Annotated in this window: 15 protein-coding genes; 11 read left to right on the top strand and 4 right to left on the bottom strand. The window is 28.9% G+C overall.

Annotated elements, in window-relative coordinates:
• Positions 1-4 precede the first annotated feature (4 nt).
• The 4 genes from recF to dnaA form a co-directional block, all read right to left on the bottom strand.
• Positions 5-1,096 carry a DNA replication/repair protein RecF gene (gene recF, locus JWYL7_RS09275; protein ID WP_066072162.1) on the bottom strand — a complete coding sequence of 364 codons (1,092 nt, stop codon included), beginning with the start codon at positions 1,094-1,096 and terminating at the stop codon, positions 5-7.
• A 15-nt stretch (positions 1,097-1,111) separates the two neighbouring features.
• Positions 1,112-1,318, bottom strand: a complete 207-nt coding sequence (yaaA, locus tag JWYL7_RS09270; RefSeq protein WP_066072159.1) for a S4 domain-containing protein YaaA — start codon at positions 1,316-1,318, stop codon at positions 1,112-1,114.
• Positions 1,319-1,383: 65 nt separating this feature from the next.
• Positions 1,384-2,496 carry a DNA polymerase III subunit beta gene (dnaN, locus tag JWYL7_RS09265; protein WP_066072156.1) on the bottom strand — a complete coding sequence of 371 codons (1,113 nt, stop codon included), beginning with the start codon at positions 2,494-2,496 and terminating at the stop codon, positions 1,384-1,386.
• A gap of 236 nt (positions 2,497-2,732) precedes the next feature.
• Entirely contained in the window at positions 2,733-4,049 is a 1,317-nt protein-coding gene (gene dnaA / locus JWYL7_RS09260) for a chromosomal replication initiator protein DnaA (RefSeq protein WP_066072153.1), read from the bottom strand.
• A gap of 579 nt (positions 4,050-4,628) precedes the next feature.
• Here dnaA and rpmH point away from each other — a divergent pair.
• The 11 genes from rpmH (at position 4,629) to JWYL7_RS09205 (ending at position 13,520) form a co-directional block, all read left to right on the top strand.
• Positions 4,629-4,763, top strand: coding sequence for a 50S ribosomal protein L34 (rpmH, locus tag JWYL7_RS09255; protein ID WP_066072151.1), 135 nt, complete (start codon positions 4,629-4,631; stop codon positions 4,761-4,763).
• A gap of 75 nt (positions 4,764-4,838) precedes the next feature.
• On the top strand, positions 4,839-5,189 hold the full coding sequence (rnpA, locus tag JWYL7_RS09250; protein WP_066072148.1) for a ribonuclease P protein component: 351 nt from the start codon (positions 4,839-4,841) through the stop codon (positions 5,187-5,189).
• A 4-nt stretch (positions 5,190-5,193) separates the two neighbouring features.
• Positions 5,194-5,403 carry a membrane protein insertion efficiency factor YidD gene (yidD, locus tag JWYL7_RS09245; RefSeq protein ID WP_066072145.1) on the top strand — a complete coding sequence of 70 codons (210 nt, stop codon included), beginning with the start codon at positions 5,194-5,196 and terminating at the stop codon, positions 5,401-5,403.
• A gap of 37 nt (positions 5,404-5,440) precedes the next feature.
• Entirely contained in the window at positions 5,441-6,124 is a 684-nt protein-coding gene (locus JWYL7_RS09240) for a YidC/Oxa1 family membrane protein insertase (protein ID WP_066072142.1), read from the top strand.
• Between the two features lie 4 nt (positions 6,125-6,128).
• Positions 6,129-6,752, top strand: coding sequence for an RNA-binding cell elongation regulator Jag/EloR (jag, locus tag JWYL7_RS09235; RefSeq protein WP_066072139.1), 624 nt, complete (start codon positions 6,129-6,131; stop codon positions 6,750-6,752).
• A gap of 106 nt (positions 6,753-6,858) precedes the next feature.
• Entirely contained in the window at positions 6,859-8,241 is a 1,383-nt protein-coding gene (mnmE, locus tag JWYL7_RS09230; RefSeq protein WP_066072135.1) for a tRNA uridine-5-carboxymethylaminomethyl(34) synthesis GTPase MnmE, read from the top strand.
• A 40-nt stretch (positions 8,242-8,281) separates the two neighbouring features.
• Entirely contained in the window at positions 8,282-10,171 is a 1,890-nt protein-coding gene (gene mnmG, locus JWYL7_RS09225; protein ID WP_066072133.1) for a tRNA uridine-5-carboxymethylaminomethyl(34) synthesis enzyme MnmG, read from the top strand.
• Positions 10,164-10,883, top strand: coding sequence for a 16S rRNA (guanine(527)-N(7))-methyltransferase RsmG (gene rsmG, locus JWYL7_RS09220; RefSeq protein ID WP_066072130.1), 720 nt, complete (start codon positions 10,164-10,166; stop codon positions 10,881-10,883). Before mnmG ends, rsmG begins: the two co-directional genes overlap by 8 nt.
• A gap of 164 nt (positions 10,884-11,047) precedes the next feature.
• Positions 11,048-11,833 carry a nucleoid occlusion protein gene (gene noc / locus JWYL7_RS09215; RefSeq protein ID WP_066072127.1) on the top strand — a complete coding sequence of 262 codons (786 nt, stop codon included), beginning with the start codon at positions 11,048-11,050 and terminating at the stop codon, positions 11,831-11,833.
• A 55-nt stretch (positions 11,834-11,888) separates the two neighbouring features.
• Positions 11,889-12,662, top strand: a complete 774-nt coding sequence (locus JWYL7_RS09210; RefSeq protein ID WP_066072125.1) for a ParA family protein — start codon at positions 11,889-11,891, stop codon at positions 12,660-12,662.
• Positions 12,663-13,520, top strand: a complete 858-nt coding sequence (locus JWYL7_RS09205) for a ParB/RepB/Spo0J family partition protein (RefSeq protein ID WP_066072122.1) — start codon at positions 12,663-12,665, stop codon at positions 13,518-13,520.
• Positions 13,521-13,528: the final 8 nt, after the last annotated feature.

Below are 13,528 nucleotides of genomic sequence, written 5' to 3'. Positions count from 1 at the left end.
TGTTCTAAATAACCTTACCCTTATCTATATTGAAAATCTTTAAGTCCTTTTGTTTAAATATTTCTTTATGACTTTGTTCTGCTGTTGTAATAAATATTTGAAAATTATTTAAGTTATCTATAAGTAGTTTTTGTCTTTTTTCATCTAGTTCACTAAAAATATCATCTAACAATATTACTGGATATTCGTTTGTTTCTTCTTTTATTAGATATATTTCTGATAGTTTAAGTGATATAGCTGCTGTCCTTTGTTGCCCTTGAGATGCATAAAACTTTGAGTCAAAATTATTTATAAATATTTTTATGTCATCTCTATGAGGTCCAATTTTAGTTATTTTATTCATCAGATCATCTTTAAAGCTAGCTTTTATCCTGGAGTATAAATTTTCTTTTATGTGGTTATAATCTCCACTTATATCTATCTGTGTTACATATTTTATATCTAAAACCTCTACATTATCTGTTAATTTTCTATAAATCTCACTAGCTATTTTTCCTATTTTTTGAGTAAATTCTCGTCTATAAAAGTAAATCCATGCCCCTTCACTTGAAAGAGTATCATCAAATACATCAATTAAACTAGCATCTATCTTTCCTTCTTTTAGATGCTTATTTCTTTGAGTCAAAATTTTATTATACTTATATAAGTGATGATAATACCTAGGCAGTATTTGACTTATCTCTCTATCTATAAATTTCCTTCTTTCCGAAGGGCCCTCTTTTACAAGTTTAAGATCCTCAGGAGAAAATATAACTACATTGAATTTTCCCAACAAATGCTCTATTTTGTTTATAGATGATTTGTTTATCTTTATCCCCTTTTTAGATCCTTTCTTTACAACAATTTCTATGTTGTTATTGTTATAGTTTTTAAAATAAGACCCTGATACATATAAACTTTCCTTGTCAAACATTATTATTTCGCTATCTTTATTTGTTCTAAATGATTTTCCTATTGAAAGCATATATATAGCTTCTAATATATTAGTTTTGCCTTGTCCATTTTTTCCGACTAACAGATTTATATTTTTATTAAATTCTAGATAAATATTAGAGTAATTTCTAAAATTAATCAATTTAAGATCTTGAATATACACAGATTATACTCCTATCTAAACAACTTTTATTGTTTTACCATTAACTTTTACAATATCTCCTGATCTTATCTTTTTACCTCTTTGAGTTTCTAAATTTCCATTTACAAATACTTTCTCGTCCTTTATAAGCAACTTAGCTTCTCCTCCCGTCGAAACTACATCTGCAAGTTTTAACAGCTGATCTAACTTTATAAATTCTGAAGTTATCTTTATTTCAATCATACTTTTCCTCCTATATTTTATCATAACTTATATTATATCACAAAAACCCAACACTACTGTTGGGTTTATCTGCTTGATGATATTCTAACTGGAAGTAGTAAATATATATACTTTTCTCCATCTTCTGGCTTTATAATGCAAGGGCTTACATTTGTAGTAAATTCAAGATAAATTTCTTCACTATCTATAACCTTAAGTCCTTCCATTAAATATCTAGAGTTAAATGCTATATCTAAATCTTCACCCTCAAGGCTTATAGATATTTCTTCTTGAACATTTCCTATTTCAGAATTAGAGGTAACTAGCATTATATCATCTCTTATAGAAAATTTCACTAAATTATTTTTTCCTTCTTTTGCAAGAAGGGAAGCTCTTTCAATACAGCTTAAAAGCTTTTTAGTAGAAACTTTTACTCTAAGATTATATTCTTTGGGAAGAATTTGTTTATAGTTTATAAATTCTCCTTCAAGCAACCTTGTTATTATTTTTGTATTATCAATTAAAAACAATGCATGTTTTTCTGTAAATGAAATTTTTATTTCTCTTCCTTCATCTCCTGCAAGTATTCTATTTATTTCATTCAAGGCCTTTCCAGGAATTATCACTTTTATGTTTCCGACATTGTTATTTATTTGACCAGTTTTAGTAGCAAGTCTATAACCATCAATAGCTATTAAGCTTATATTGTCACCTTCTATTTCTAAAAGTTCTCCCATTAATATTGGTTTTGTTTCGTCTTGAGATATTGCAAATACTGTTTGTTTTATCATATTCTTAAATAAATCTTCTGGTATTTGATAAAACATTTCTTCATCAACATCTGGTAGCCTTGGATAGTCTTCAGGAGAAAGTCCCTTTATTTTAAACTCTGAAAACTCACATTTTATATATATGTTAAATTCATTATCTGTATATATTTCAACAGGAGCATTTGGAAGTTTTCTTATTATATCACCGAATAATCTAGAGTCTATAACAACAGATCCTTCATCAAATACATCAGCATCAATGCATGATTGTATTCCAAGTTCTAAATCATTTCCTATAAGGTATAGTTTATCTTGTACACATTCAAGTAGTAATCCCTTTAGTATAGGAAGAGTAGTTTTAGAAGAAACAGCTTTTTGAACAGTACTTATAGCATTAGATAAAGTTTGTTGGCTGCATATAAGTTTCATTGTGGATAACCTCCTGTGCTTTAAAAAATAAAAAAAAATATAAAAAAGATAGTAGTAATAGTAATAGGGCCTGTTAATTTGTGGATAAGTGGATAAGGCGCTTAAATTTCAAATGAATTGAGTGTTGATAATATGTGCAAAACAAAACAAAAGTTATCAACATATTAGTATATGAAAAAAAGAAAAAAATATGTCCACAAATTATTAAGATGTTATTAACTTATTTTTGTTAATAACTATCCCTTTAAATCTCTTATAATTCTATCTATTTTTTCTTTAAGCTCTGAATTTGTTTTTATATCATTAGATATTTTTTCGTGTGCGTGAATTACAGTTGTATGATCTCTTCCGCCAAATTCTTCTCCTATTTTAGGCAAAGAAAGGTCAGTAAGTTCTCGACATAGATACATAGCTATTTGCCTTGGATATGCTATTGCTCTAGTTCTCTTTTTAGAATCAAAGTCTTCCATTTTCACATTTAGATATTCAGCTACTTTTTCTTTTATAAATTTGACTGTTATTTCTCTTGGTTTAGATGAAGATACTATATCTTTTAAAGCTTCCATTGCAAGATCATAAGTAATAGATCTATTTGTTAAAGAAGAGTATGCAACAACTCTAGTTAATGCCCCTTCTAGTTCTCTAATATTAGATTTTATATTTTTAGCTATATAAGCAGTAACTTCATTAGGAATATCTAAATTTTCATCTTGAGCTTTTTTCCTTAATATAGCCATTCTAGTTTCAAAATCTGGGGGTTGAATATCTGTTATAAGTCCCATCTCAAACCTAGATCTTAATCTATCTTCTAATGTAGGAATTTCTTTAGGTGTTCTGTCGCTAGATATGATAATTTGCTTATTTGCTTCATGTAAGGCATTAAAAGTATGGAAAAACTCTTCTTGAGTTCGTTCTTTTCCTGCTATAAATTGAATATCATCAACTAATAGAACATCTACCTTTCTATATTTATTTCTAAATTCTTCATTTCTATCGTCTTTTATTGAGTTAATTAGTTCATTTGTAAAAGTTTCAGAAGAAACGTATACAACTTTTGCATTTTTATTAAGACTAAGTATATGATGACCTATAGCATGCATTAAGTGAGTTTTTCCAAGTCCAACTCCACCATATATAAATAAAGGGTTGTAAGCTTTAGCAGGAGCTTCTGCTACAGCAACACATGCAGCATGAGCAAATCTATTACTATTGCCTATAACAAATGTATCAAATACATATTTAGGGTTTAAATTTGGATGATTGACGCTTTCAGATTTTGAATTATCATTTAAGTCATTTTTTAGATCGTCTGAATAAAGAACAAGCTTTATTTTGTATTTAGTTGACGAAATTTGATTTACACTGTTTTCTATAAGGTTTATATATCTAGCTTCTATAATTCCCTTTGCAAAATCATTTGGAACAGATAAAACCAATGTGTTATCAGTTTTTTTTATGGGCTCTATGGGTTTAAAAAAGGCATTGAAACTAGCAGGAGTTAGTTCAGTTTTAATTAATTTAAGAGCATGCTCCCATAATGTGAATAAATCCATAGAATATCCTCCAATCTAGAGATGATAATTGTATATAATTAAGAAAAATTGCAAAAAATACACAGATTTATCAACAAAAACACAAATTTTTAGAAAAAAAATAAAATAATCACATCAAATTGTGGAAAAAGCAAAAAATATGTTAGTTTGTGGGGATAATAGCAAAAAAAATAATAAAAAAATAAAAAAACTTGAATTTTGTTGATAACTTTATAATAAGTATAAACAATGATAAATAAGGCAATTTATAAGAATATCCAAAGATAATCAAAAGTTATTCACAAACTTATCAACAGTCTGTGGATAATGTAGAGTAAAAAATAAAAATTATCAACAGGCAAAAAATATAATATCAAATATAGACATAAACTTCAATATATTATCAAAAATTATCCACAATACAAACTAAATCTGAATAAATATATCCACAAAACAATTCTAATAGATATATTTAAAATTTAATTGACAATAAATTTGAATACATTTATAATTTACTAGTAGTGTGCTCACTTTTAGTGAAGTAATATTAAGATTTATTAAACATAGAAACATAACAAATGGAAAGGTGGTGTCTTTGCTATGAAGAGAACTTATCAACCTAAAAAAAGACAAAGAAAAAAAGAGCATGGATTCAGAAAAAGAATGAAAAATAAAAATGGAAGAAATGTACTAAAAGCTAGAAGAGCAAAGGGCAGAAAAAGATTAACTGCTTAATTATATAAAGGTCGCTTTGTTAAAGTGACCTTTTTGTATAATATTCTCTTATTTTCATCTTCGGAGGAAATGTTGATGAACTTAGGTAATTGTGAAATTTTAAAAAAAAGTTCTGATTTTGCTAAAGTATATAATAATGGAAAATCATTTGCTAACAAAGCATTAGTTATATATATATTAGAAAACAATTTAGGAAAAAATAGAGTTGGTTTTTCAGTATCCAAAAAGATAGGAAATAGTGTTGTACGAAATAGAGTTAAAAGACTTATAAGAGAAAGCTTTAGATTAAACAATGATAAAATAAGGCAAGGATATGACATAGTATTTATATCTAGAGAGGGGGCAAAAGATTTAGATTATAAATCTATAGAAAAATTTATGATTAATCTGTTCAAAAAGTCTAAGATAATAGATAGTAGGAGATAATACTATGGGCTATGTCTATATACATATAGTAAGGTTTTATCAAAGATGTATATCTCCTTTAAAAGGAAGGACATGCAGATTTTATCCTACTTGTTCTGAATATTCTATACAGGCAGTTAAAAAATATGGATTTTTAAAAGGTTTATTCCTAACTTTAAGAAGGATTTTAAAATGTCACCCGTTTCATCCAGGGGGATATGATCCTTTAAGGTAAAGTATAGGTTTAAAAAATAATCTAGGAGGGTTTTGTTTTGAGTATAATACCACAAACATTAGGAGTATTACTAAAACTAATATTTGATATAGTAGGAAATTACGGTTTAGCTATAATAATATTTACTGTTGTTGTAAAATTAGCACTTTTACCGCTTACTTTAAGTCAGAGTAAATCAATGAAAGCAGTTCAAGAAATACAGCCTAAAATAAACGATATAAAAGAAAAATATAGAAACGATCAACAGATGATGAATCAAAAAATTATGGAAGTTTATCAAGAAAATAAAATAAATCCTATGGCAGGATGTTTACCTTTATTTATTCAGTTTCCTATATTAATAGGTCTTTTTACGGTTCTTAGAAGTCCAGAAATTTATGTATTTGGCTCAGAACAAGCTTATAGATCTATTGACACTACATTTTTATGGCTTTCGAACTTATCTGATCCAGATGTTATCCTGTTAGGTGGAATAGCTCTTCCGTGGATATTACCTATACTAGCAGGTGTTACAACTTATATATCATCAGCTATGATGACTCCAAACCAGGGAAAAAAAGATCCTACTCAAGCTATGATGACTTATTTATTTCCAGTGCTTATACTTTGGTGGGGTAAAAGTTTTCCTGCAGGTTTAACTTTATATTGGGTTGTAAGTAATGTTTTCCAAATAGCTCAACAATATTTCATAATGAAGCCTGTAAGTGCTAAGGAGGAGTAAGGGAATGAGAGATTTGCAGGTTATGGGAAAAACCGTACAAGAGGCTGTAGATAAAGCTTTACTTGAGCTAAACGCTAAAATAGAAGATGTTGATGTTTATGTTTTAGAAGAACCTAGCAAGGGATTTTTAGGAATAATAGGAGCAAAGCCTGCTAAAGTTAGAGTAGTTTTAAAAGATACGCCAAGTGATATAGTTAAAAAGTTTTTAGAAGATATACTTAAGACTATGGATATAAATTGTCAGATAAGCATAAAACAGGATCAAGATATATTAAAAGTAGACCTAAAAGGAAATCAAGCAGCAGTATTAATAGGAAGAAGAGGAGAGACATTAGACTCACTTCAGTTATTGTCAAATTTAGCATTAAACAAACACAAATATGATAATATGAAAGTTATTTTAGATATAGAAAATTACAGACAAAAAAGAGAACAATCTTTAACAAGATATGCTCAGAAAATGGCAAAACAAGCAGTTAAATTAAAAAAAGATATAAAGCTTGAACCAATGAATCCATATGAAAGAAGAGTAGTTCACTCAGCCCTTCAAAATGATAGGTTTGTAACTACAACAAGTGAAGGAGAAGAACCAAATAGAAGAGTAGTTATTTCACTTAAAAGATCTTAATATCCCCTACATATTGTAGGGGTTTATTTTTGTATTTACTGTGTATATAATAGTGATACAAATCAGAGACTAATAAATGTATAAACGCTGTAAAGAGGTGAAAGTTATGTATATAGAAGATACTATTGCAGCTATTGCTACCCCTGCAGGAGAAGGCGGAATAGGAATAGTAAGAATGAGTGGAGATAAGTCTTTAGATATATTAAAAAATATATTCAAGTCTATATCGGGCAAAGAATTAGATGATTATAAACCTAGAACTCTTATATATGGACATATACAAGAAGGTGAAAAAGTAATAGACGAAGTATTAGTAGCTTACATGAAAGGACCTTACAGTTATACCCGTGAAGATATAGTAGAAATAAATTGCCATGGAGGATTTTTATCTGTAAAAAAGATCTTAGAGCTTGTTTTAAAAAAAGGAGCAAGATTAGCAGAGCCAGGAGAATTTACTAAAAGGGCATTTTTAAACGGAAGAATAGATCTTTCACAAGCAGAAGCGGTAATAGATGTTATAAGAGCTAAAACAGATTTAAGCTATAATATAGCTCAAGGGCAGCTAGGAGGAAATTTATCAAACGAAATAAAGAGTTTAAGAAATAGACTAACACAAATGCTTGCTCATATAGAAGTTACTTTAGATTTTTCAGAAGAAGAAGAAATAGACAGTATAACATATGAAACTCTTTATGATAGTGCTATAAAATTAAGACAAGATATGAAAAAACTATATGATACTTCTGAAACAGGAAAAATAATGAGAGATGGATTAAAAACTGCAATAATAGGAAAGCCAAATGTAGGGAAATCATCTCTTTTAAACGCAATACTAAAAGAGTCAAGAGCTATAGTTACAGATATACCAGGAACAACTAGAGATGTAATAGAAGAGTTTGTAAATATAAAAGGAATTCCTTTAAAAATAATAGATACAGCAGGAATAAGAGAAACTGAGGATATTGTAGAAAAAATAGGGGTAGAAAGGTCAAAAGAATTTTTACAGATGGCAGATTTGATAATATTTATGCTTGATGCATCAAGAGAGCTTTCAAAAGAAGATATTCAAATAATGGAAGATATAAAAGAAAAGAAAGCTATAGTTATAATAAACAAAACAGATTTACCTCAAAAGATAGATGAAGATATAATTAGAAAATATGTACAAGATAAAAGAATAATAAAAATATCAATAAAGGAAAGGTTAGGACTTTCAGATCTTGAAGATCAAATAGTTGATATGGTATATAAAGGCGATTTAGTTCAAAATAATGACCTTATGATAACAAATGTTAGACATAAAAATGCACTAGAAAAGGCAATTTCGTCTTTAGAGGATGCCATAGTAGCAATAAAGGATAAAATGTTTTTAGATTTTATTAGCGTAGATATAAAAAATGCTTGGGATTATTTAGGAGAAGTTACAGGAGATACAGTTTCAGAGGAATTAATAGATGTTATATTTAGAGATTTTTGTATAGGAAAATAATATGTTTTTCGTGAAACATTTGTTTAACAGGAGGATTGCTATGAGATTTGATGCAGGTACTTATGATGTAATTGTAATAGGAGCAGGACATGCAGGTTGTGAAGCTGCGCTTGCTAGCAGTAGAATGGGATGTAAAACTCTTGTAGTAACTATGTCTTTAGATGCAATAGCCCTAATGCCATGTAATCCTTCAATAGGTGGAACGGGTAAGTCTCAGTTAGTAAGAGAAGTAGATGCATTAGGTGGAGAAATGGCTGTAAATGCAGATAAGACATTTATACAAAGTAGAATGTTAAATACAGCAAAAGGAGCAGCTGTTCACTCTTTGAGAGTTCAAACTGATAAGTATAAATATCATAAAGAAATGAAAAAAACTTTAGAAAATCAGCCAAACCTAGATATAATAATGGATGAGATAGTACACATACTATCAAAAGATAATAAAATAAAGGGAGTAGTTACAAAATTAGGAGCTGTATACTACTCAAATGTAGTAGTAATTGCAACAGGAGTGTATTTAAGGTCTAAAATATATATGGGAGAGGTAAGTTTTAATGAAGGGCCTAATGGACTTGGATATGCTAAACATTTAACTGAAAGTTTAGAAAAGTTAGGTCTTAGAATGAGAAGATTTAAAACAGGAACACCTGCAAGGGTTCATAGAGATACAATAGATATTACTAAAATGGAAATACAAGAAGGAGATGAGAAGATCACTCCATTCTCATTTATTAATGAACAGTTAGAGCAACGAAATGAACCATGCTATTTGACTAGAACTACACAAAAGACACACGAAATAATAATGCAAAACTTAAATAGATCAGCAATGTATAGAGGAGATATGGAAAGTGTAGGCCCAAGATATTGTCCATCAATAGAGGATAAAGTAGTTAGATTTAATGAAAAGCCTTCTCATCAAATATTTATAGAACCAGAAGGATTAGACACAAAGGAAATGTATATACAAGGTGTTTCAACATCTCTTCCTTATGAAGTTCAACTTCAAATGTATAGGTCAATACCTGGTCTTGAAAATTGTAAGATAATGAGACCTGCTTATGCTATTGAATACGACTGTATAGATCCAACGCAACTTAAACCATCGCTAGAGATAAAAGGTGTTGAAGGTTTATTTAGTGCAGGACAGTTTAATGGAACATCAGGATATGCTGAAGCTGCAGCACAAGGAATAATAGCAGGTATAAATGCAGCTTTAAAAGTTAAAGGAAAGGAGCCATTTATACTAGATAGATCAGAAGCTTATATAGGAGTTTTAATAGACGATCTTGTTACAAAAGGAACTGAAGAGCCATATAGAGTTATGACTTCAAGATCAGAATATAGGCTTTATCTAAGACAAGATAATGCAGATTTAAGGCTTACAGAGAAAGGATATGAAATAGGGTTAGTAAGTGAAGAAAGATATCAAAAGTTTAAAAAGAAAAAAGAAATGATAGAAAATGAAATGCAAAGATTAAAAACTGAGAAAGTATCTCCAAAAGAGCTAAATCCTTTATTACAAGAGTTAGGAGCTAGCTTAGTAAGTGTAGGAATGTCTCTTTATGATGCTTTGAAAAGACCTGAGATAACATATGAAATGCTAGAGAAAATAGGAAAAGGTGCAGATAATATACCAGATAGTGTAAAACAACAATGTGAGATAAGTATAAAATATGAAGGATATATAGACAAACAGCTAAAACAAATAGAGCAATTCAAAAAACTTGAAAATAAAAAGCTTAGCGAGGATATAGATTATTCAAAAATAGATGGATTAAGACTTGAAGCAAGACAAAAACTAAATCAAATAAAACCAATTTCAATAGGACAGGCATCCCGTATTTCAGGGGTATCACCAGCTGATATATCTGTTTTGCTTATATATCTTGAACAATTAAAAAGAAACAGGAGTGAAAAAGTTGAATAATAAGGATTTATTTATAAATGGGTTAAAACAACTAAATATAGATGCAGATGAAACTTTATTTGATAAATTTGAAATATATAAAGATTTATTATTAGAATGGAACCAAAAAATAAACTTAACAGCAATAGAAGATGAAAGAGAAATATATATAAAGCATTTTATAGATTCACTATCTTGTTTTAAAACAAACTATATAAAAGAAGGGGATTTTGTAATTGATGTAGGAACAGGAGCTGGTTTTCCATCGCTTCCTTGGAAAATATATAAAGAAAGTTTAAATTTAAGTTTATTAGATTCTCTAAACAAAAGAATAAACTTTTTAAAACAAGTTTGTTTAGATCTTAATTTAGAAAATGTAGAGTTTATACATGGAAGAGCAGAGGATTTTGGTCAAAATGAGAATTATAGAGAAAAGTATGATATAGCAACAGCAAGAGCAGTAGCTAGTTTACCGGTTCTTTTAGAATATTGCGTGCCTTTCATTAAATTAGGAGGTTACTTTATATGTCTTAAAGGGCCTTTAGCAGATGAAGAATTAAAAGAAAGTAAAAAAGCTATGAATACTTTAGGAGTCGAATTTATAGAAAAAATACAAGTAAATCTTCCATATACAGACATAAATCATAATATATTAGTTTTTAAGAAATTTAAAAATACCCCAGGAAAATATCCTAGGAAATCAGGAAAACCATCAAAAGCCCCTATAAAATAGTAAATATTTTGTCAAAAAAGATAGGTATTTCCCGAGAAATAAATCAAAATGTAATATAAAAAATATTAGAAAATAGAAGGAAAAAATCATGTTTTGAAGAAAGTATTATTTGGGAAATAATTTTTAGCATATTCTTTTTATTTTGCTTTCGGAGAGGGGATAATATGGAACCTAGACACATAGTAGAGATAGATATAGATAATATAATTCCAAATCCATATCAGCCTAGAAAAACATTCACTCAATCTAGTTTACAAGAGTTGAGTGATTCTATAAAAACATATGGAATTTTACAACCTATCACTGTTAGAAAAATAGGAGAAAAATTTGAATTAGTAGCAGGTGAAAGAAGATATAGAGCTTCTAAGATGGCAGGGCTTAAAACAATACCTGCCATAGTTACTAACATGACTGATGAATCTTCAGCTGTTCTAGCTTTAATAGAAAATCTTCAAAGAGAAGATTTAAACTTTATAGAAGAATCAGAAGGGTATTATAACCTTATAAAAGATTATGGGTTTACTCAGCAACAGTTAGCAGAAAAACTGGGAAAAAATCAGTCAACAATAGCAAATAAACTTAGAATACTTAGACTTTCTGAAGAAATAAAAGCAAAACTTTTAGAACACAACTTAACAGAAAGACATGCAAGGGCTCTTTTAAAACTTCCAGACGATACATTAAGAATGCAAGTGTTAGATGCTATTATTAAGAATGACCTAACTGTTAAGAAAACTGAAAAACTCATAAAGGATATGCTAGATGAAATATTAAATAAAAAGGAGCCTCCTAAAAAGCAAACTATAAAGGCTTCTTTAAATCTTAAAATTTATCTAAATACTTTAAAAAGTGCATATAAAGCTATAATTGACACAGGAGTAAAAGCTAATTATAAAGAAATAGATAAGGGAGATCATGTGGAAGTTGTAGTAAGAATTCCAAAAGGATAAGATTACTGCTATATCAGTAATCTTTTTTCAAAGTTATTATCAAGGGGGAAGATTTATGGGAAAGGTAATAGCCGTTTTTAATCAAAAGGGAGGAGTAGGAAAAACAACTACAAATGTAAATTTAAGTGCATGCATAGCTAAACAAGGAAGAAAGGTTTTAGTTATAGATTTAGACCCTCAAGGAAATACAACAAGTGGATTTGGAATAGATAAAAATGAAATGGAATTTACAATATATGATGTATTATTAGGAGAAAAACAAATAACAGATGTAATAATTCAAACAGAGTTTGAAAATGTAAGTATAATACCTTCATCTACGGAGCTTGCAGGAGCAGAAATAGAACTGACAGGAATAGAAAATAGAGAGTTAATACTTAAAAATGCAGTAAAACTTATAAAAGATGATTATGATTATATATTTATAGATTGTCCTCCTTCTTTAGGTCTTCTTACTATAAACTCTTTAACTGCTGTAGATAGTGTTCTTATACCTATACAATGTGAATATTATGCCTTAGAAGGTGTAAGTCAGTTAATGGAAACTATAAGACTTATAAAAGAAAACTTAAATCCTAGTTTAGAAATTCAAGGTGTTGTTTTAAGTATGTTTGATGGAAGAGCAAACCTTTCTATACAGGTAGTTGAAGAAGTAAAAAGATTTTTTAAAGGGAGCGTATATACAACTATTGTTCCTAGAAATGTAAGACTTGCTGAGGCTCCAAGCCACGGGAAACCTATAGTGTATTACGATGCAAGATGTAAAGGAGCAGAGGCTTATACAGAGCTTGCTCAGGAGTTTATAGAATTAGAAGAGGACGTGATATAAATGGCTAAAAATAGATTAGGAAAAGGATTAAGTGCACTTATTCCAAAAATAGAAAGCAAACTTGAAGGTGAAATCACAAAACGAGATATTGTGAATATAAATATTAATGAGATATACCCAAATGAGAACCAACCAAGAAAGTTATTTGATAAAGAAAAAATACAAATGTTATCAGAATCAATAAAAAGGTATGGAGTTTTACAGCCTATACTAGTAAAAAAACAAGAAAATGGGTATATGATAGTAGCAGGAGAAAGAAGATTTAGAGCTTCTAAAATGGCAGGTCTTAAAGAAATGCCTTGTGTTATAAAAGAGTTAACACAAAGAGATGTAGCTGAAATTGCACTTATAGAAAACCTTCAAAGAGAAGATCTAAATGCAATAGAAGAAGCATTAGCTTACAAGAGTTTAATAGAAAACTATAACGTAACTCAGGAAGAAATATCAGAAGCTGTTGGAAAAAGTAGACCACATATAACAAATACTATAAGACTTTTAAATTTAGATCAAAGAGTTATAAAACTTATAGAAAACAGCGAAATTTCACCAGGACATGGTAAAGCTCTTTTAAGAATACAGGACAAAAACTTACAATATGAAGTTGCTCAAAATATAATAAAAAACGGACTATCAGTTAGAGAAACTGAAAATATAGCAAAAAATATATCAGAAAACAAACCTGCCAAAATCAACAAAAAAGAAAAAGATCCTTTTATTTTAAGCATAGAAGAAAAACTTAAGGATATATTCGGAACAAAGGTTAATATATTAACTGGCAAGAAAAAAGGAAAAATTGAGATAGAATACTACGATGAAAAAGAACTTGAAAATATATTAGCTCATATATTAAATGAATAATTTGGAGG

Source organism: Alkalithermobacter thermoalcaliphilus JW-YL-7 = DSM 7308, assembly GCA_001584565.1.
Lineage (GTDB): Bacteria > Bacillota > Clostridia > Peptostreptococcales > Peptostreptococcaceae > Alkalithermobacter > Alkalithermobacter thermoalcaliphilus.
Note: the sequence above shows the minus strand (reverse complement) of the source record. Positions and strands in the feature narration are given on the sequence as shown.